The 20,535-nt window shown below is 70.1% G+C and carries 13 protein-coding genes and 1 pseudogene; 10 read left to right on the top strand and 4 right to left on the bottom strand.

The genetic code is table 11. The features are described from left to right. Positions 1 to 51: 51 nt before the first annotated feature. The 5 genes from Pph01_RS25720 to Pph01_RS25700 all read left to right on the top strand — a co-directional run bounded on the left by Pph01_RS25720 (position 52) and on the right by Pph01_RS25700 (position 7,814). Positions 52 to 2,133, top strand: a complete 2,082-nt coding sequence (locus tag Pph01_RS25720; RefSeq protein WP_204075718.1) for a putative bifunctional diguanylate cyclase/phosphodiesterase — start codon at positions 52 to 54, stop codon at positions 2,131 to 2,133. Positions 2,134 to 2,224: 91 nt separating this feature from the next. Next, positions 2,225 to 2,524, top strand: a complete 300-nt coding sequence (gatC, locus tag Pph01_RS25715) for an Asp-tRNA(Asn)/Glu-tRNA(Gln) amidotransferase subunit GatC (protein ID WP_203885480.1) — start codon at positions 2,225 to 2,227, stop codon at positions 2,522 to 2,524. Further along, positions 2,521 to 4,011, top strand: coding sequence for an Asp-tRNA(Asn)/Glu-tRNA(Gln) amidotransferase subunit GatA (gatA, locus tag Pph01_RS25710; protein ID WP_204075717.1), 1,491 nt, complete (start codon positions 2,521 to 2,523; stop codon positions 4,009 to 4,011). Before gatC ends, gatA begins: the two co-directional genes overlap by 4 nt. Positions 4,012 to 4,119: 108 nt before the next feature. Continuing rightward, entirely contained in the window at positions 4,120 to 5,628 is a 1,509-nt protein-coding gene (gatB, locus tag Pph01_RS25705; protein ID WP_275412868.1) for an Asp-tRNA(Asn)/Glu-tRNA(Gln) amidotransferase subunit GatB, read from the top strand. A gap of 233 nt (positions 5,629 to 5,861) precedes the next feature. Next, positions 5,862 to 7,814, top strand: coding sequence for a VanW family protein (locus tag Pph01_RS25700; protein WP_204075716.1), 1,953 nt, complete (start codon positions 5,862 to 5,864; stop codon positions 7,812 to 7,814). Between the two features lie 76 nt (positions 7,815 to 7,890). On the opposite strand, the gene Pph01_RS25695 is transcribed toward Pph01_RS25700, so the two are convergent. Further along, the gene (locus Pph01_RS25695) at positions 7,891 to 9,042 is read right to left on the bottom strand and encodes a PQQ-dependent sugar dehydrogenase (RefSeq protein ID WP_204075715.1); all 1,152 of its coding nucleotides are present in this window, start codon (positions 9,040 to 9,042) and stop codon (positions 7,891 to 7,893) included. Between the two features lie 67 nt (positions 9,043 to 9,109). On the opposite strand from Pph01_RS25695, the gene Pph01_RS25690 reads away from it, so the two are divergent. The 5 genes and pseudogenes from Pph01_RS25690 (at position 9,110) to ilvC (ending at position 17,116) form a co-directional block, all read left to right on the top strand. Then, positions 9,110 to 10,042, top strand: a complete 933-nt coding sequence (locus Pph01_RS25690; protein WP_239117007.1) for a 2-hydroxyacid dehydrogenase — start codon at positions 9,110 to 9,112, stop codon at positions 10,040 to 10,042. A 239-nt stretch (positions 10,043 to 10,281) separates the two neighbouring features. Beyond that, on the top strand, positions 10,282 to 13,146 hold the full coding sequence (locus Pph01_RS25685) for a putative bifunctional diguanylate cyclase/phosphodiesterase (protein WP_239117006.1): 2,865 nt from the start codon (positions 10,282 to 10,284) through the stop codon (positions 13,144 to 13,146). A 548-nt stretch (positions 13,147 to 13,694) separates the two neighbouring features. Continuing rightward, a pseudogene (locus Pph01_RS25680) lies at positions 13,695 to 15,461 on the top strand (acetolactate synthase large subunit); the annotation flags it as partial. 52 nt (positions 15,462 to 15,513) lie between these two features. Continuing rightward, entirely contained in the window at positions 15,514 to 16,038 is a 525-nt protein-coding gene (gene ilvN / locus Pph01_RS25675; protein ID WP_204075712.1) for an acetolactate synthase small subunit, read from the top strand. A 91-nt stretch (positions 16,039 to 16,129) separates the two neighbouring features. Further along, on the top strand, positions 16,130 to 17,116 hold the full coding sequence (ilvC, locus tag Pph01_RS25670; RefSeq protein WP_204075782.1) for a ketol-acid reductoisomerase: 987 nt from the start codon (positions 16,130 to 16,132) through the stop codon (positions 17,114 to 17,116). 99 nt (positions 17,117 to 17,215) lie between these two features. On the opposite strand, the gene dacB is transcribed toward ilvC, so the two are convergent. From dacB to Pph01_RS25655, 3 genes are all read right to left on the bottom strand, one after another. Beyond that, positions 17,216 to 18,763, bottom strand: a complete 1,548-nt coding sequence (dacB, locus tag Pph01_RS25665; protein ID WP_204075711.1) for a D-alanyl-D-alanine carboxypeptidase/D-alanyl-D-alanine endopeptidase — start codon at positions 18,761 to 18,763, stop codon at positions 17,216 to 17,218. A gap of 96 nt (positions 18,764 to 18,859) precedes the next feature. Then, the gene (locus tag Pph01_RS25660) at positions 18,860 to 19,396 is read right to left on the bottom strand and encodes an FHA domain-containing protein (protein WP_204075710.1); all 537 of its coding nucleotides are present in this window, start codon (positions 19,394 to 19,396) and stop codon (positions 18,860 to 18,862) included. A gap of 87 nt (positions 19,397 to 19,483) precedes the next feature. Beyond that, complete coding sequence (locus Pph01_RS25655; protein ID WP_204075709.1) at positions 19,484 to 20,434, bottom strand: CAP domain-containing protein; 951 nt, start codon at positions 20,432 to 20,434, stop codon at positions 19,484 to 19,486. Between the last annotated feature and the right edge of the window lie 101 nt (positions 20,435 to 20,535).

The raw sequence follows: 20,535 nt of genomic DNA, 5'->3' as shown, positions 1-20,535 counted from the left end.
ATATCTAGCAATCTCTGGCCATGCGCAGAGATTGCCCGTTCCGGCAGTCTCATGGTGACTTCTGAGATCGCCCCCGCCGACGCGCGAGACACCGGGCCCCGCCCCGGTTCGCCTCTGTGGGGCTACTTCACGGCCGTCATCGTCCTGGGCTTCGCCGCGCTGATCGCGGGACAGGTACGGCTCGGCGTCGGCGAGCTCGCGGACGCCGCGCGGACCCCGCTGTTCTGGATGTTGGCCGTCCTCGTCGTGCTGGGCGAGCTGCGTCCCGTCATGGTCACCTCCTCCACCCTGGTCGGCGGCACCCCGGCGTCCGCGATGTTCACCTTCGCGGTGCTCATGCACTACGGCCTGCCGACGGCCGCGCTGATGCAGGCCGTCGCGGTGGTCGTCAGCGGCGGCCTGCGCCGCAGGGCGTGGCACCGTGTGATGTTCAACATCGGGCAGGTGACGCTGGCCTGCACGGCGGCGGCCGTCGCGTTCGCCGCCTTCGGCATCCATCCCCGGCCCGAAGCCCCCTGGACGCCCGACGGCATGGACATCCCGGCCCTCGCCCTGGCGGCGTTCGCCTACTTCGTGGTCCGGGCCTCGCTGGTCTGCTCCGCCGTCGCGCTTCACGAGCGCAAGCCGATCCTGCGCGTCGTCAAGGCGTCGATCGGCCCGCAGGCCCTCGTCTACGGCGCGCTCCTCGGGCTGGCGCCCCTGGTCGCGGTGGTGATGTCGCACTCGTCGGCCCTGGTGCCGCTGTTCGTGGCGCCCCTCGCGGCCGTGCACTTCACCGCCACGCTGTCGCTGCGCCGCGACCACCAGGCCACCCACGACGGGCTGACCGGCCTGCCGAACCGGAAGATGCTGATCCTGCACACGATGGAGGCGCTCGCCGAGGCGCGCGAGAACGAGCACGTCGGCCTGCTGCTCCTCGACCTCGACCGGTTCAAGGAGGTCAACGACACGCTGGGACACCCGGTCGGGGACCGCCTGCTCCAGCTCGTCGCCCACCGGCTCAGCCACAGCGTGCGGCCGGGCGACATGGTCGCCCGTCTCGGGGGAGACGAGTTCGCCGTGCTCCTGCCGTCCATCCGGGACGCCCACGCGGCCAAGGAGGTCGCCTCGCGGTTACGGGTCGCGCTGACGCAGCCCGTCCGGCTGGAGGGGATGACCTTCGATCTGGACGCCTCGATCGGCATCGCGCTCTTCCCCGACCACGCGCCCGACTTCGAGCTGCTGCTGCAACGCTCGGACGTGGCGATGTACCTGGCCAAGGAGCACAGGACGGGCGTGGAGTTCTACGCGGCCGACAAGGACCGCAACTCGCCCGAGCGGCTGAGCCTGCTCGGCGACCTGCGGATGGCCATCGAGTCAGGAGATCTCGACCTCCACTACCAGCCCAAGGTCAGGTTGAGCGACGGCACGGTGGAGGGCGTCGAAGCCCTGCTGCGCTGGTGGCACCCACTGCGCGGGCCGGTCTCGCCCGTCGAGTTCATCCCGCTCGCCGAGCAGTCCTACCTCATGCGCGAGATCACCCAGTACGTCATCAGGAAGGCGCTGGCCCAGGCCGGGCGGTGGTGGCAGGCGGGCATCGGCGTGCCGATCTCGGTGAACGTGTCAGCGCGCGACCTGATCGACTCCAACCTGCCCGAGCAGCTTGAGGTCGGGTTGAGGGAGTTCGGCCTGCCGGTGGACGCGATCCGCCTGGAGATCACCGAGCGTGTCCTGATGACCGACCAGGCGTACATCGCCGACACCATCAATACGCTGGCGGAGATGGGCGTCCACCTGTCCCTCGACGACTTCGGCACCGGATACTCGTCCCTCGTCCGCCTCCAGCGCCTGCCCGTCTCCGAGGTCAAGATCGACGCCTCGTTCGTCCGGCGGATGGCGGAGTCGGACGACGACGAGCAGATCGTCCGATCCATCGTCGACCTCGTCGGCTCCCTGGGATTGCGTGCCGTCGCCGAGGGTGTCGAGTCCCTGGAGATCGCGGCGATCCTGCGGGAGATGGGCTGTCCCGCCGGCCAGGGCCGGTGGCTGGCCAAGCCCATGTCCGCCGCGGAGACGGCCGTCTGGCTGCGCTCCCGCCTGAGCCCGGCGTTCGTCGCCCGCGCCGACGACCAGGCGCGGCTCGCCCCCCATTGACGTGCCCGGCCGCGATGGGTCGGTCGCGCTCGGAGACGAGCCCTAGGATGGGAAGGTCCAATCTCCATCCATGAAACGGGTTCGACGACTCATGTCCGCCATAACCCGCGATGAGGTCGCTCACCTCGCCCGGCTGTCCCGGCTGGCGCTGGACGAGGGGGAGCTCGACCACTTCGCCGCCCAGCTCGACCAGATCGTCGGCGCGGTAGCCCGCGTCGCGGAGGTCGCGGCCGGAGACATCCCGCCCTCTTCGCACGCTCTGCCGCTGACCAACGTTTTCCGTCCCGACGAGGTACGGCCGTGCCTGACGCCGGAGCAGGCGCTCTCGGGCGCGCCCGCCGTCGAGGACGACCGGTTCCGCGTGCCGCGGATCCTGGGGGAGGAAGCATGAGCCTGGTTCACAAGACTGCCGCGGAGCTGGGACGGCTCGTCGCCTCCCGGGAGGCCTCCGCCGTCGAGGTCACGCAGGCCCATCTCGACCGGATCGCCGAGGTCGACTCGAAGGTCACCGCGTTCCTGCACGTCGACGCCGAGCGGGCGCTCGCCCAGGCGCGCACCGTGGACGAGCGGATCGCCAGGGGCGACAAGCTCGGCCCGCTGGCGGGCGTGCCCATCGCCCACAAGGACGTCTTCACCACCGAGGACATGCCGACGACCGCCGGGTCGAAGATCCTCGAAGGCTGGCGGCCGCCGTACGACGCGACGGTGACCCGCCGCCTCCGCGAGGCCGGGCTGATCATCCTCGGCAAGACCAACCTCGACGAGTTCGCGATGGGCTCGTCCACGGAGAACTCGGCGTACGGGCCCTCGCACAACCCCTGGGACCTGTCCCGGGTCCCGGGCGGGTCGTCGGGCGGCTCCTCGGCGGCCGTCGCCTCCTACCAGGCGCCGCTGTCGACCGGCACCGACACGGGCGGCTCGATCCGCCAGCCCGCCGCCGTCACCGGCATCGTCGGCATGAAGCCGACCTACGGGGGGTCGTCCCGGTACGGTCTGATCGCGTTCGCGTCGTCACTCGACACGCCGGGCCCGTTCGCCCGCAACGTGCTCGATGCGGCGCTGCTGCAGGAGGCGTTCTCGGGTCACGACGAGTTCGACTCGACCTCGATCGACGCGCCGGTCCCGCCGGTGGTCGAGGCGGCCCGGCAGGCGGACGTCGCCGGTCTGCGCATCGGCGTGGTCAAGGAGTTCGGCGGCGAGGGGTACCAGCCCGGCGTGCTCGCGCGGTTCCACGAGACGGTCGACCTGCTGGAGTCCCTCGGGGCCAAGGTGGTCGAGGTCTCCTGCCCGACGTTCGGCTACGCGCTCCCGGCGTACTACCTGATCGCCCCCTCGGAGTGCTCGTCCAACCTCGCCCGCTTCGACGCCATGCGCTACGGCCTGCGCGTCGGGGACGACGGCACCCGCAGCGCCGAGGAGGTCATGGCGCTCACCCGGGCCGCCGGCTTCGGGCCCGAGGTCAAACGGCGGATCATGCTGGGCACCTACGCCCTGTCGTCGGGCTACTACGACGCCTACTACGGCCAGGCGCAGAAGGTCCGCACGCTGATCTCGCGCGACTTCGAGGCGGCCTTCCACCAGGTGGACGTGCTGATCTCGCCGACCACGCCGACGACCGCGTTCCCGATCGGGGAGCGCGCCGACGACCCGATGGCGATGTACCTGGCGGACCTGTGCACGATCCCGAGCAACCTCGCGGGGAACGCCGCGATCTCGGTGCCGTGCGGTCTCGCCGACGAGGACGGGCTGCCGGTCGGCCTGCAGATCATGGCTCCGGTGCTCGGCGACGACCGGTGCTACCGCGTCGGCGCGGCGGTCGAGAAGGCGTACGCCGACCGGTGGGGCGGCCCGCTGCTGTCCAAGGCGCCCGCGCTCTAGAGGGAGGGAACGACGCATGATCAACGACATCGATCTCGCGGTTCCGGTCCCCGTGCGCGCGGACCGGGTCGCCGATGCGAGGAACGCAGTGAAGGGACGGGCTTACCTGTGAGCAGCACTGAGACGCTCATGCCGTACGACGAGGCGCTGGAGCGCTTCGAGCCGGTGCTGGGGCTGGAGACGCACGTCGAGCTCGGCACCGAGTCGAAGATGTTCTGCGGCTGCTCGACGACGTTCGGGGCGCCGCCCAACACGCACGTGTGCCCGGTCTGCCTGGCGCTGCCCGGCTCGCTGCCGGTGGCCAACGCCAAGGCGATCGAGTCGACCATCAGGATCGGCCTCGCGCTGAACTGCTCGATCGCGGAGTGGTGCAGGTTCGCCCGGAAGAACTACTTCTATCCGGACATGCCGAAGAACTACCAGATCAGCCAGTACGACGAGCCGCTGTGCACCGAGGGCTACCTGGACGTCCAGGTGGAGGGCAAGACCGTCCGGGTGGAGATCGAGCGGGTGCACCTCGAGGAGGACACCGGCAAGTCCACCCACGTGGGCGGGGCCACCGGCCGCATCCAGGGCGCCGACTACTCGATCGTCGACTACAACCGCGCGGGGATCCCGCTGGTCGAGATCGTCACCAAGCCCGTCGAGGGGACGGACCGGCTCGCTCCCGAGGTGGCCAGGGCGTACGTCACGGAGCTGCGCGAGCTCCTGCGCTCCCTCGGCGTCTCCGACGTCCGGATGGAGGAGGGCTCGCTGCGCTGCGACGTCAACGTGTCCCTGATGCCGCGCGGATCCTCGGAATGGGGAACCCGTACCGAGACCAAGAACGTCAACTCGCTGCGCAGCGTCGAGCGGGCCGTCCGGGGTGAGATCGAGCGTCAGGCGGCGATCCTGGCGGACGGCGGGCGGATCATCCAGGAGACCCGTCACTTCCACGAGGACAGCGGGGCGACCACGTCCGGCCGGTCCAAGGAGGAGGCGCAGGACTACCGCTACTTCCCCGAGCCCGACCTGGTGCCGATCGCGCCCGATCCCGCGTGGGTGGCGACGCTGAAGGCCGAGCTGCCCGAGCTGCCGTCCGTACGGCGGGCCCGCCTCCAGGCGGAGTGGGGAGTCTCCGATCTCGACATGGCGGCCATGCACAACGCCGGCGCCATCGAGCTGGTCGAGGCGACGGTCGCCGCCGGCGCCCCGGCCGCCGACGCCCGCAAGTGGTGGATGGGCGAGCTGGCCCGGCGGGCCAACGAGACGGGCACCGCTCTCGCGGACCTGCCCATCACGCCCGGCGACGTCGCCAAGGTGACCGAGCTGGTGTCCTCGGGGGCGCTCAACGACAAGCTGGCCCGCCAGGTGCTCGAAGGGGTGCTGGCCGGAGAGGGCACGCCGGAGGCCGTCGTCGAGAGCCGGGGCCTGCGGATCGTCAACGACGAGGGCGAGCTGTCCGCGATCATCGACCAGGTGCTGGCGGACAACGCCGACGCGGCGGACAAGGTGCGATCGGGCAAGATCGCGGCTGTGGGCGCCCTGGTCGGCGGAGTCATGAAGGCCAGCCGCGGCAAGGCCGACGCCGGCCGGGCCCGCGAGCTCATCCTCGAGAAGCTCGGAGTCGAGGGATAGGTCTCCACCCGCCGCGAGCGGCCCGCCGTCCGGCGGGCCGCTCGCAGCGGGTTTCGTGCCTGGATGATGCCTGGATGACGGGTGTGCGGGCGCGAACGCCGTGTGCCGAACGGTGACGTTGTTGTGCCGGCGAGCTTCTGGCACACAGAACGTTGTTGTTTCATGACATATCTCCAAGGCAGGCTTTAGGGTTGGCTGAACGGAGTTGCCCTTGAGCCGGAGGAGACCGAGGCGTGCGGAACGCCGGAGCGTCGATTGATCCGCCGACGGATCCGCTGTCGGCCGTTCCCGCCTCCGATCCGCCCAAGAAGCATCCGGTCCGGTCGAACGCGTCCGCTCTGCCTCCGGGAGTCTCCGCCGACATCTTCGGCGAGCGGCCGGGGCCGTCCGCGCCCGGGCCGTCGGCCTCGGCGCAGGGCAGCAGCCTTCCCCCGCCGGCGGCCAAGGTCGAGCTCTGGCCGGTGGTCGAAAAGACGATCATCGAGGAACCCGCCCCGTTCGAACCGGGACCCGAGCCGAAACGGCGGACGCTCCGCTACACGGTCGCCGGCCTGGTCCTCCTGCTGCTGCTCGCCTATCTGATTCCCGCGATCTCCATGTCCGGCCGGATCCTGCCCGGGACCATGGTCCTCGGCGTCGACATCGGCGGGCAGACCGTGTCCGACGCGGCGTTGAGCCTGCAGGAGAAGCTGTACACCGAGACCCGCTCGCCCATCGTCGTCCGGCAGGGCACCCACCGCATTCCCGTCGACCCCCTTGAGGCGGGGCTCCAGTTCGACGCCGAGGCGACCGCGGGTCAGGCGCCGATCGGCTTCCCCAGTCCCGCGGAGGTCGTGGGGTCGATCTTCGGAGGCCGTGAGATCACACCGGTGGTCTCGGTCGACCAGGTCAAGCTGGAGGCCGCCGTGGCCAAGGACGTCGGGGCCTCCCTCGAGGACCCGGCGCAGGAGGGCGGGGTCAAATTCAAGGGGACGGTCCCCGTACCGGTCTATCCGCATCCGGGCAACGGGATCGACAAGACGATCGTGGCCCGGGACATCCAGCGGGCCTACCTCAGCCCGGACGTCACGGTCATGGCCGCGGCCGTGAAGGACGTCCCCCAGGTCGACCGGGCCGCCGTCCAGCAGGCCGTGGCCTGGGCGAAGAATGCGGTGGCCGAGCCGATCACGCTGACCCTCGGCGCGAAGTCCGTCCAGCTCCCTCCGGCGGTCCTGGCCGGGCACCTGTCGTTCGTGCCCGAGGGCCGATCCCTGAAGCCCCGGTTCGACGCCGCGGCCGCCGCCGTCGGCTTCGAGCACCGCCTGGTCGCCGCCGAGGCCGGAGCCAGGAACGCCACGTTCACGATCGAGGACGGCAAGCCGGTCCTGGTGCACGCCCGGGCGGGCAAGCGGGTGGACACCGGCCGGCTCGGGGTCGACATGATCAAGGCGATGGAGGGCGGGGGCCGTACCGTGCCGGTGACGCTGGTCGGCGCTCCGCCGGTCGTGACGGACACCGACGCGCTGAAGATGGGCGTCGAGGAGAAGATCGGCGAATTCACGACCTCCTACGCCTGCTGCCAGCCGCGGGTCGCCGACATCCAGGCCGCCGCCCGCATGCTGGACACCCATCTGGTCAGGCCGGGGGAGACGTTCTCGTTCAACGAGTTCGTCGGGAGGCGGGACGCCGCCGGCGGGTTCAGCGGAGCCGCCATGCCCACCCAGATCCGGGGCACGGCCGGCTCGGACGTCGCGGGCATGACCCAGATCGCGACCACGATGCTCAACGCCGTGATCCGCGCCGGGCTTGGGGACATCGAGCGCACGCCGCCCGACGTCTACACGCCGCAGTATCCGGCCGGGATGGACGCCGCGGTGTCCTATCCGGAGCCGGACCTGAAATGGACCAACGACAGCCCGTACGGCGTGCTGATCCAGGCCTCGGCGAGTGACACGTCGCTGGTCGTCTCCCTGTGGAGCACCAAGCGGTACGACGTGGAGGTCCGCGATCCGGTAAAGACCCGGTTCCTCCACCTCGCGCCGGTGGAGGGCAGCGGTCCGAACTGCGTGCCGGTCCCCGAGCAGCCGGGCTTCACGGCAGAGGTGACGCGGATCCTCAAGCGGGACGGCAAGGCCGAGGACCGCCAGTCGTTCACCACCGTCTACCACCCCCAAGCCGCGATCACCTGCCCCGCCCCTCCCTCGTGATCATGCGCAGGTTCGCGATCATCATCGCTGACCTGGGCCGATGCCGGGCGTGATCATGCACGCCCGGCCTGGCCGCTCAGCCCTTCCCGGTCGGCACCACGAGGATGCGGTCGTCGCCCTGGCGAGGTGAGCCGCGGCCGTCCTTGTTGCTGGTGCCGACCCACAGGGTCCCGTCGGGGGCGGTGGTCACCGCGCGCAGCCGGCCGTACTCCCCGGTGTAGAGGGCCTCGGGCCGCCCGACCCGGCCTTCCCCGTTCAGCGGGATCCGCCACAGCCGCTGGCCGCGCAGCGCCGCCGCCCACAGGGAGCCGTCGGCGTAGGCGAGCCCGGACGGCGAGGCCTCGGCGGTCGACCAGGTGAGCAGCGGATCGGTGTACTTGCCCTTCCCGCCCATGCCCTCGACGTCGGGCCAGCCGTAGTTGTGGCCCTTCTCGATCTGGTTGATCTCGTCGTAGGTGTTCTGGCCGAACTCCGTGGCGTACATGCGGCCGGCGGAGTCCCAGGCCAGCCCCTGGACGTTGCGATGGCCGTACGACCAGATCAGGGTCCCGAAGGGGTTGCCGGGAGCGGGCTTGCCGTCCAGCGTCATCCGCAGGATCTTGCCGGCCAGGGAGTTCCTGTCCTGGGCCAGCCCGCGCTCGCCGGTCTCGCCGGTCGACGCGTAGAGGTTGCCGTCGGGGCCGAATGCCAGGCGGCCCCCGTTGTGGATCGATCCCCGCGGGATGCCCGTGACGAGGGGGACGGGATCGGACAGGCCGCCGTCGTACCGGTAGCGGACCACCCGGTTGTCACCTTCAGCCGAGAAGTACACGAAGACGTAGTGGTCGGTCGCGAAGCTCGGGGACACGGCCACGCCGAGGAGCCCGCCCTCCCCGCTCGGTGAAACGCCGTCGATCACCCCGACGTCCGAGACCTGCCCCGCCGGGGTGACCCGGACCAGCTTGGCCGAATCCCGCTCCGTCACGAGCGCGTCGCCGCCGGGCAGGAACGCGATGGCCCAGGGCACGGCGAGATCCGTGACCAGCGTGCGCGGCTGCCCGGACGGCCGCGCCGGCGCCGATCCCTCCAGCGGGGCGGGCGTCAGGGCCCCGCCCTGTTCCGGTACGGCGCCGCCGGGCGCCGGCGCCGCCGGCGCGGCCGAGCATGCCGTGACCATCGTGATCGTCGTGATCGTCACGGCCAGCGCCAGCGACGACGCCCATCGTGCGTATCGGCCCGTCTTCACCATGTTTCGTGACCTCCCTCGTCCCTTCCATACTCGCGTTCCGCGGCGAAGGTTCCCTAGGTTTGTTCATGTGAAGATCTGGGTCGCCTCGCAGGACCTCGCCGACGTGCTGTCCGATCTGCCCAAGGAGTTGCCGGATGATCCTCCGGAGATCGAGTGCGCCGTCTACGACGGCCGGGGACCGTTGCCCGGCCCGCCCGAGGAGGTGGAGATCTGGGTGCCGCCGCTCGTACCGGTGCCCGACATCCCCGGGCTCCTCGGCCGGATGACCGGACTGCGCGTGCTGCAGACCGTGACCGCGGGCGTCGAACCGTACCTCCCGCACGTCCCGGCGGGGGCGGTGCTCTGCAACGCCCGCGGCGTGCACGACGCCGGGACCGCCGAGTGGATCGTCGGCGCGGCGATCGCCGTGCTCCGTGAGTTCCCCGGGTTCGCCGCGGCCCAGGCCAGGCGTGAGTGGACCTACCACCACACCGACGTCCTCGACGGCTCCACCGTTCTGATCGTCGGGTACGGCTCGATCGGCGAGGCCGTGGAACGCCGCCTGGCCGGGTTCGAGGTCGACGTGGTCCGCGTGGCCAGGACCGCACGCGAGGGCGTCCACGGGGAGGACGAACTCCCCGGTCTGCTGCCCTCGGCCGACGTCGTCGTCCTGCTCGTCCCGGTGACGGCCGGCACCGTGGGCATGGTGGACGCCCGGTTCCTCGCGCGGATGAAGGACGGGGCCGTGCTCGTGAACGCGGCGCGGGGCACCGTCGTCGACACGGACGCGCTGGTCGCCGAACTCGAGAGCGGACGGCTGCGCGCCGCCCTCGACGTGACCTCCCCGGAACCGCTGCCCGCGGACCATCCCCTGTGGACCGCGCCCGGAGTGTTCATCACCCCGCACATCGCCGGCAGCTCACCGGCGTCGGTACGGCGGACGCGAGAACTCGTGCGGACACAGGTCGCCAGATACGTGACCGGCGAGAGACTCGCTAACATGATCACGGGTCATTACTGAGTGCTTGTCGTCGAGACGACACGGGCGACCAGGCACTTGACTGGCGGTCCTGACTGGTCCATTAAGGATTCCGGAACGTGGCTGCTCCGTGACCTGTAGTGCGTACGGTGAACGTCGTCGCGCGTGGCCGGTTATCAGATCGGTGACGACTCACCGGTTGTCGCCGTGCGGATCAGGCGCCTTGCGCAGACTGGCCATGTGACATGGAGAGTAAAGCCGCGTCGAGGACGGGAGGGGCAGTGACATCACACCCCGCCGGGCACGACGACGACGACACGGCTCCGTCTCCGGACCCACCGGCACCGGACGTGACGGCGCCGGAAACGGAGCCACCGGAGACGGCGGAGGCGGTGGAGACGGTGGAGACGGACGCGCCGACGTCCGACGCCGCCGGCCAGGACCGCGAGGCGACGGCCACGGAGACGGTTGCACAGACGGCTACAGGGACAAGGGACACAGGGGCGATACGCGTGGACGGCAGGCGCAACCCGAGGGGTTCGCTCATCGCCGTGGCCGGACTCGGCGCGGTGGGGCTCGCCGCCGCGTTGATTAGCGGAGGCTCCTCGTCCGTGATCGCCGCGGTGGCCGGCGTCGCCGCAGGCCTTCTCGCCGCGATCTCGCTGTTCCTGGCCGCCTCCCGCGCCCAGCAGGGGCAACGGCCGCGGCCCGCCGCGTCGCGCTGGCTGGCGGTGGGCACCCTGACCTGGCTCGTCGGCATCGGGCTGCGCCCGGTGGCCGACGGCACCCCCTTCGTGCTCACCTTCGCCGACCTGCTGCTTCTCGTCGGGTCCGTGCTGATGGCGATCGGCTGCGGGACCGTCGTGACCCCCTCCGCCTACAGCAGGAGCGCGTTCCGGCAGGCCGCCGACGCCTACCTGGGCGCCGCGTCGATCTTCACGGTGGGCTGGGTCCTGCTGCTCGGGCCCGCCTTCCAGAAGGCGGAGGAACCCGGAGCCTTCATCTCCACCCTGGCGTTGCCGATCGTCTGCCTGTTCGCGGCCTGCGCGGTTGCGCCGGGCGTGGCCGCCGCCCGCTCGGGAGGCCGTGTCGTCGGCCTCGCCGGTGTGATCGTGCTCGGCGCCGTCACCGTGGCCGAGGTGAGCACCGCCCTGGCCCGGCTCAGCGGCGACGACCCGCCTCTGGTGACGGTCCTGATCGCGCCGGCCGCCTTCCTCGTGCTCGCCGTCGCGCCGTGGCTCGACCAGCGGCGCTTCCGCAAGCCCCTGCCGACCGCGCTCACGGCCGCCACACCGCTCGTGCTGGTGGCCGTCGCCACCGTCGCCGTGGCCGTCCAGGCGGTCGGCGGCGACCGGGACGCGGCCCTGTCCGCCGTCGCGGCCTCCGTCGTCCTCGTCCTGCTCGGCCGGCTGTTCGTGCTCCTGGTCGAGACCGCGGGCATGCGCCGCCTCGTCGACGTCGGCGAGCGGCAACTGCGCCAGTTGGCGGAGAACGCGGGCGACCTCGTTCTCGTGTGCGATCACGACGGCGTCATCAGGGAGATCGGCGCAGCCGTACAGGAGACGTACGGCTACTGCCCCGAAGACCTCGAGGGCCGCCCGATGTTCGACTACATCCACCCCGAGGACGTGCCCGGCATCCACGCGCTGCTGCGGCGCATGACCGCCTACGAGGACGGGGCCGACGGGCACGGGACCTGCAGGATCGCCTGCCGGGTACGGGCGGCGGACGGCACCTGGCGGCCGACCGAGTCGGTCGCCACGCGGGACGTCCGGAACGAGGACCAGATCCTCGTCAGCGTCCGCGACATGAGCGACCAGGTGGCGCTGCGCAACCAGGTCACCCACCTGACCTTCCACGACGGCGTCACGGGCCTGCCCAACCGGGCCTACTTCGAGGAGCGCGCCCGGGAGGTCCTCGCCCGCCGGGGCTCCGGCCGCACCGCCGTGATCTTCCTGGACCTCGACGGCTTCACCGGGGTCAACGACTCGGTCGGCCACGCGAGCGGCGACTACCTGCTCGGCCAGGCCGCACGCCGGCTCCGCTCCGCCGTACGGGCCGACGACACGCTGGCCCGCTGGGGCGGCGACGAGTTCGCGGTGCTGCTGGAGGGCGGCGTGTCCTCCGGGTCGGACGCCCAGACCGCGATCGACCTGGCGGAACGGCTCGTAAGGGCGGTGTCGTCCGAGCCCTTCCGGGTGGCCGACCGCGACATGGCCCTCACCGCCAGCGTGGGCGTCGCGTTCGCCGAGGACGGCGTGTCCGCCGGCGACCTGCTCCGCAACGCCGACGTCGCGATGTCCCGGGCGAAGGAACTCGGCGGCAGGCGGGTCGAGGTGTTCGCCGCGCAGATGCACGCCGACGTCGTACGGCGACTGGAGATCGCGGCCGACCTCCAAAGGGCCCTGCTCGACAACCAGTTCGCCATCGAGTACCAGCCCGTCGTCGACCTGGCGACCTCCCGCGTCACCGCGGTGGAGGCGCTGGTCCGCTGGTGGCGGGGGAGCGCGTTCGTGCCGCCCGAGCAGTTCCTCGGGCCGGCCGAGGACACGGGCCTCATCGTGCCGCTGAGCGAATGGATATTGCGCGAGGCGTGCAATGAGGTGGCCGCGTGGCGGGCCTCGTCGCTGGACATCGGCCTGTCGCTCAACCTGTCCCTGCGTCAGATCACGGCTCCGCGGTTCGTCGAGACCGTCTCCCAGGCGCTCGCGGAGAGCGGGCTGCCCGCCAGTGCGCTGACCCTCGAAGTCATTGAGGAGATGCTCGTCGAGGACGCCGAGGACACGATCAACAAGCTGTCGCAGCTGCGCGCCCTCGGAGTACGGCTCGCCATCGACGACTTCGGCACCGGCTACGCGTCGCTGGCGTTCCTCCGCCAGCTGCCCGTCGACATGATCAAGATCGACCCGTCGTTCGTCTCCGGCCTGGGGCGGGACGAGACCCTCACGCTGCTGACCCGCACGATCGTACGGCTCGGCCATGATCTCGGCCTGATCGTCGTCGCCGAGGGGATCGAGCGCCCCGAGCAGCTCGAGCTGCTGCGGGAGATGGGCTGCACCCGCGGCCAGGGCTACCTGGTCGGCCGCCCCATGGCCGCCCGCGGCGTCGACTCCCTCATGCGCACATCCCTCCAGAACACGGCGTGATTCGCCGAGCCGCTGTGTTTGATTGCCGAGCCTCCGGCTCGGCGGGCTCGGGGCGCTCTTTTTGGCGACGCCTTCCCTCGTCGCTCGGGGTCGCTCGTTCCTCGCTCCCCGCTCGCTCCTCAGTCCAGGCACCGCCGCGCCCCTCGCGTGACGCTTGCGCACCGCAGGCCACTTTGTTCCCCATCTAATGGCTGGCGAGGATCGAGCTTCAGGATCGTGCGAGGGGCGCGGCCGGGATCTGGACTGAGGAACGCCCGCAGCGAGGAACGAGCGAGGACGTGACGAGGGAAGACCCGGCCAAAAAGAGCGCCCCGAGCCCGCGCGAGCGGAGCGAGCGCAATCAAACACATCCCGGATGCTGAGATAACCGTCCCAGATGATTTGACGTGGGGGCTCGGGATCGGACATGGTGTAGCCATGCATCGCGATGGGATTCTCGTAGTACTTCGCAGGCGCGCAGCCTGACGAAGTCTCAGTCCTGCGCGCGCCCCAGCTCCGCTCAGCGGATTGGGGCATTTTTTATGCCATAGCAATCCCAGCAGACAAGCTCAGCCACAAGGAACGAGCCGATGACCGAACAGATGACAGGTGCCCAGGCTCTCGTGCGAGCCCTGGAGCACGTGGGGGTCGACACGGTGTTCGGGATCCCGGGCGGCGCAGTGCTCCCCGCCTACGATCCCCTTTACGACTCGGTCAAGGTCCGGCACGTGCTTGTACGGCACGAGCAGGGCGCCGGCCACGCTGCTGAGGGATATGCCCAGGCCACCGGCAAGGTGGGGGTGTGCATGGCCACCAGCGGTCCGGGAGCGACCAACCTGGTCACGCCGATCGCCGACGCCTACATGGACTCGGTGCCGATCGTCGCGATCACCGGTCAGGTCCCGACGCCGCTGATCGGGACCGACGCCTTCCAGGAGGCGGACATCTCCGGCATCACCATGCCGATCACCAAGCACAACTTCCTCGTCACCGAGGCCGCGGACATTCCCAGGACGATCGCCGAGGCGTTCCACATCGCGTCGACCGGCCGTCCTGGCCCGGTGCTGGTGGACATCGCCAAGGACGCGCTGCAGGACATGATGGAGTTCTCGTGGCCGCCGGTCATGCAGCTCCCCGGCTACCGTCCCGTCACCCGGCCGCATTCCAAGCAGATCCGCGAGGCCGCCAAGTTGATGATCGAGGCCAAGCGCCCGGTCCTCTACGTGGGCGGCGGCGTGCACAAGGCGCACGCGTCGGCCGAGCTGATCGAGCTCGCCGAGCTGACCGGGATCCCCGTCGTGACCACGCTGATGGCCCGCGGCACGTTCCCCGACAGCCACCCCCAGCACATGGGGATGCCCGGCATGCACGGCAGCGTCGCCGCGGTCGGCGCCCTGCAGCGGTCCGACCTGCTGATCGCGCTGGGCACGCGGTTCGACGACCGGGTGACCGGTCAGCTGTCCAGCTTCGCGCCGAACGCCAAGGTCATCCACGCCGACATCGACCCGGCGGAGATCTCGAAGAACCGCCACGCGGACGTGCCGATCGTGGGCGACTGCCGTGAGGTGATCGGCGACCTCGTCACGATCATGCGCAACGAGCACGACGAGGGCCGCAAGGGCGACTACTCCGAATGGTGGCAGCTGCTCAACGGATACAAGCAGACCTATCCACTCGGTTATGAGTCGTACACCGACGGATCCCTCGCTCCGCAGTACGTCATGGAGCGGCTGAGCGCCATCGTCGGGCCGGACGCCTTCTACGTGGCGGGCGTCGGCCAGCACCAGATGTGGGCCGCGCAGTTCATCGGCTACGAGAACCCCGGCTCGTTCATCAACTCGGGCGGCGCGGGGACGATGGGCTTCGCCGTCCCCGCCGCGATGGGCGCCAAGATGGGGCGGCCGGACGCCACGGTGTGGGCCGTCGACGGCGACGGCTGTTTCCAGATGACCAACCAGGAGCTCGCCACCTGCGCGATCGAAGGTGTGCCAGTCAAGATCGCGGTCATCAACAACGGTAACCTCGGCATGGTCAGGCAGTGGCAGACGCTGTTCTACGACGAGCGCTACTCCAACACGGACCTGCAGAGGGTCAAGAGGATTCCGGACTTCGTGAAGCTGGCCGAGGCATACGGATGCGTGGGCCTGCGCTGCGAGCGACCGGAGGACGTCGACGCCACCATCCGCAAGGCCATGGAGATCAACGACGTGCCCGTGGTGGTCGACTTCGTCGTCCACCAGGACGCGATGGTCTGGCCGATGGTCGCGGCCGGCACGAGCAATGACGACATCAAGTACGCCCGTGACATGGCGCCGAAGTGGGAGAACGAAGAATGAGCGGTCGGGGCGACGGGGCCTGCGCCGAGGGCGCCATGAGGAGGATGAACGCATGAGCCGTCATACGCTGTCCGTGCTGGTCGAGAACAAGCCGGGGGTCCTGGCGAGGGTCGCCGCGCTCTTCAGCCGGCGCGGGTTCAACATCGACTCCCTGGCCGTCGGGCCCACCGAGCATCACGACATCTCGCGGATGACCATCGTGGTGAACGTGGAGGCCCTGCCTCTCGAGCAGGTCACCAAGCAGCTCAACAAGCTGGTCAACGTTCTCAAGATCGTGGAATTGGACAACGCCCAGTCGGTGCAGCGCGAGCTGATGCTGATCAAGGTGAGGACCGATTCCGAGAGCCGGTCCCATGTCCTGGAACTGGTGAACCTCTTCCGCGCCCGCTGCGTCGACGTCGCCCCGGACGCGGTGACGATCGAGGTGACCGGCACGACCGACAAGCTGGCCGCGTTCGTCAAGGTCCTGGAGCCGTACGGCATCAAGGAGCTTGTGCAGTCGGGCATGGTCGCCGTCGGCCGGGGCGCCCGTTCCATCACCGACCGCTCGCTGCGGGCACTCGACCGCATCGCCTAGCCGTACGCGCCGCACAGCCGTACGCACGTGGTCGGGCCCGTGCCGAGCGAGCGCGACCATCCGATTCCTGAAAGGCAAGCAAGTGACTGAGATCTACTACGACGACGACGCCGACCTGTCGATCATCCAGGACCGCCACGTCGCCGTCCTCGGATACGGAAGCCAGGGCCACGCCCACGCGCTCAGCCTGCGTGACTCCGGCGTCGACGTCCGGGTGGGCCTGCCCGAGGGCTCCAAGAGCCGGGAGAAGGCCGAGGCCGACGGCCTGCGCGTGCTGACGCCCTCCGAGGCGGTCGAGGAGGCCGACCTCACGATGATCCTCGCGCCGGACCACATCCAGCGGCACCTCTACGCCGAGCACGTCGCGCCGAACCTGGTCGAGGGCGACGCGCTGTTCTTCGGGCACGGCCTCAACATCCGGTACGGCCTCATCGAGGCGCCCGAGGGCGTCGACGTCGCCATGGTCGCGCCCAAGGGCCCGGGCCACCTCGTCCGCCGGCAGTACGCGGCCGGCCGCGGCGTACCGGTCCTCGTCGCCGTCGAGCGCGACGCGACCGGCAAGGCGTGGCCGCTGGTCCTGTCGTACGCCAAGGGCATCGGCGGCACCCGCGCGGGCGCGCTGAAGACGACCTTCACCGAGGAGACCGAGACCGATCTGTTCGGCGAGCAGGCCGTGCTCTGCGGCGGCGTGTCCGAGCTCATCAAGGCCGGGTTCGAGACGCTGATCGAGGCCGGCTACCAGCCTGAGGTCGCCTACTTCGAGTGCCTCCACGAGATGAAGCTGATCGTGGACCTGATGTACGAGGGCGGCATCTCCAAGATGTACTGGTCGGTGTCCGACACCGCCGAGTACGGCGGCTACACCCGCGGCCCGCGCGTGGTCAACTCCGAGACCAAGAAGGAGATGCGCCGCATCCTCGACGAGGTCCAGGACGGCCGCTTCGCGCGTGAGCTGGTCGAGGAGTTCGACTCGGGTCAGAAGGAGTTCAACAAGTTCCGCGAGGAGCTGGCGGGGCACCCGATCGAGCAGACCGGTGCCAAGCTGCGCCCGATGATGAGCTGGCTGAAGGGCGAGTAGCCCACGGCGCCGGTCTCGCGCCGGCCCGGACTCAGTGCGACGACGCGGCGCCGCCGATCTCGGCGGCGCCGCGTCGCGCTTTCAGTCACCCGGTACGGCTCAGCACCGGACGGGCTTGAGCCACGAACACTCGAGGTCGCCGTTCGCGGGCGGGCTCTTCCTCAGGACCGACGCGCCGTCGACCGCGGTCGACCGCTTGAACTCGGCCAGCCGGATGGCGATCTGGTCCTCCAGGTCCTTGGGCGACCCGGAGAGATATCCGTTAGAGATCACGGAGAAGACGAGAGGCTCGCCGTCGGCGCTGGTCACGTAGCCCGACAGGGCCGAGACGCCGGTCAGCGACCCGGTCTTCGCGTGGACGTTCCCCGCCGCCGCGGTGCCCGCCATCCTGCTGCTGAGGGTGCCGCCGACGAACCGTTCGCTCTCGCCCGCGACGGGCAGCGCGCCGTACCAGGTCGTGAACCAGGGCTTGGCCCTGAGGTTCACGAGCAGCGAGGCGATGCCCGACGGCGTCAGGCCGTCGATCCTGGACAGGCCGGAGCCGTCGCGCAGCCGTGCGGTCGGGACTCCGTTGTTCTGCGCGAACGCCGAGGTGACCGCGAGACCGGCCGCCCAGCTGCCCTGGCCGGAGACCTTGCGGCCCATCGCCTTGGTGAGGATCTCCGCGTGCATGTTGTTGCTCAGCTTCATGAACGGGACGAGGAGCTCGCCGAGCGGCATCGATCGATGATCGGCCACCGTCGTGGCACCGCTGGGGGCGGCCCCGCGGACAGTGGGACCGTGGACGAGCACTCCGTGCTTGGCGAGTGCGGCCCGGAACAGCGACGCCGTGTAGAGCGTCGGGTCCCACACCGAGATCCAGTCTTCGTACCGGTCGGCCACGGTGCCGGTGATCACGACGGTGTTGGTGCCGTGCTCACGGGTGATGTCGGCGTTGGTGGTGGTGCCGGTGACCGCCTTGTTGACGATCTTCAGGTAGTCGGTGGGAGGCGTGGTGGTGATCTTGGCGGGCTTGCCCGGCGCGCTCCCCGGGTCCGCTGAGACGATCACCGATCCGGCGTCGTAGTCGGTGTCGGGCGACGTGGTCAGCGCGGAGATCTGTCCCGCGTAGTAGTACGGCTCGTCGTCCCAGGTCCAGTCGGCGCCGAGCCGTACGCCGTCGAACCAGGTGTCGTCGGCGACCAGACGGCCGGTGACCTCCTTGACCCCCGACCGGGCGACCTTCGCGGCGAGCGCGTCGTAGTCGGCGGCGAGCATGGTGGGGTCGCCCGTCCCCTTCAGCACGAGGTCGCCCTTGACCGAGCGCCCCGGCTTCGACGTCGCGAGGACCGTCGTGCTGAACCGGTAGTCCAGGCCCAGCGTCTCCACCGCGGCGGCCGAGGTGACCAGCTTCGTGTTGGACGCCGGGATGAACAGCTTGCCCGGCTGGAGCGAGTAGAGGTCCTCGCCCGTCTCCGCGCTCTTCACGACCACCCCCGCCTGGGCGACCGCGAGCCGTGGATCGTCGAGTATCTGGTCGATGTCATGCGTCAGATCGCTGACCCCGGGCGCCGGATCGAGAGCGCTCGCCGGAATGCCGGAACCCGCGACCCCCGCCACGAGAACCGCACCAACGAGCGCGATCGAGCTTCGTCGTGACAACCGCACAATCAACCCCCAATGACAGGCCTTTCGCGATCATTGAGAATTCTCGACGGCACCTCAATACGGAAATATGCGTATCTGTTCCCGGATGAGGGGTGATCAGGCCTGCGCGGCCACCAGGAAGGCGCAGTCACCGAAGGCGACCTCGTCACCCGTCCGCACCCGGGCGGGCCCGGCCACCCGCCAGCCGTTCAGCCTGGTCCCGTTCATGGAACCCAGGTCGACCAGCGTCCAGGAATCGTCGCCGTCCTTGCGCAACTCGGCGTGGACCCGGGAGACCGTCAGGTCGGTCAGCACGAGATCGCAGGCCGTTCCCCTGCCGACGACGTAGCGGGCACGGCTGTCCACGGGGAGCGCGAGACGGGGCAGTCGAGGCCGGCGCCACGCGGCCTCGATCCGCTGGGTGAAGTCCGACACCGAGCCGACGGCCTCCGTGATGCGCCTGCGCCAGCGGCCGCGGTGAGGCAGGTCGGCGATCAGCTCGTCCAGCTCGCCGCGGCTTCGGGCCCGCAACGCCATGTCGACACGGCCGACGAAGGTCTCCATGGACAGACGCCCCTCGGCGGCGCGGTCGCGGAGCTCGCTGAGCGCGCGCTCGCGATCCCCGTCGGAGGCGCGAACCGGGGGAGAACTCATGATTGGAGTATCCGACGCACGCGCGCGGAGTGTCCAGAAGATCCCTGCATTCTCTCCTTTTTGGGGCCGCTCTTACCGATGGTTTGGTCAGGGCTTGCCGAAGTCCTGAGTCCAGTACGGGCCGCCGGCCTTGGCGTAGCCGACGCCGATCTCCGTATAGGCGCAGTTCAGGATGTTCGCCCGGTGCCCGGAGCTGTTCATCCAGCCGTTCACGACGGCGGCGGCGCTGCTGTAGCCCTTGGCGATGTTCTCGGCGGCCGCGGAGAACGAGTAACCGGCCGCCTTGATGCGGTCGACGAACGTCCTGCCGTCCTTGGAGTCGTGGTCGAAGTAGTTCTTCGCCGACATGTCGGACGAGTGGCCGAACGCGGCGGCGCGGAGCTTCGCGTTGGCCTTGAGCGGACGGCACCCGGCCTTCGCGCGCTCGGCGTTGGTGAGGCGCACGACCTCCTGCTCGACGGCCGTGCCGACGCCGGAGGAGGAGCCGCCCGAGGAAGAGCCACCCGTCGAGGTTCCACCCGATCCCGAGGTGCCCCCGGAGGTTCCGCCTGACGTCGAGCCGCCTGAGGATCCGCTGCTCGGGGGAGGCGCGGGGCAGGTCACGCGAATCTGCTTCGAGGTGCCGCTGTGCCCCTTCTGGTCGGAGACGGTCGTGTAGAACAGGCCGTTCGCGCAGGGAAGGGCGACCGTCAGCTTCGAGTTCACGACGCTCTTCGAGCCGATCTTCGCCAGCCGGTCGTTCCCCGGCTGCACCTTCCAGACGCGAACCTGGAACGTCGCCTTGTCGACGCAACCGGCGCGCGAGCCCGCCGCACGGACCTTCCCGTCAGACCCGCGGGACGGCACTCCCGCGAAGACCCGGCAGTTCTTCCCCGCCGTCGGGCTGGGGGAGGGAGACGGGGACGGTGTCGGGGTGGGGCTGGTGGAGACCTCGGCCTGCGCGTTGGCGACGGGTGCCGCGGTGGGGGTGGAAGTCGTCTGGGCGCCACAGGCCGCGAGACTCCCGACGCACAGGATCGCTCCGAGCGCTCTCTTCACGATCTTTCTCCAGTGGGGGTTCGACGCTGGATGCAAATCGCCATTATGGGGCGCTCAGACCGCATTTGTCCTGCTAAATCGCTCGTCTCTCTGAAATATCG

Origin of the sequence: Planotetraspora phitsanulokensis (assembly GCF_016863295.1) — a bacterium.
In the GTDB taxonomy this organism is placed as follows: Bacteria; Actinomycetota; Actinomycetes; order Streptosporangiales; family Streptosporangiaceae; genus Planotetraspora; species Planotetraspora phitsanulokensis.
Note: the sequence above shows the minus strand (reverse complement) of the source record. Positions and strands in the feature narration are given on the sequence as shown.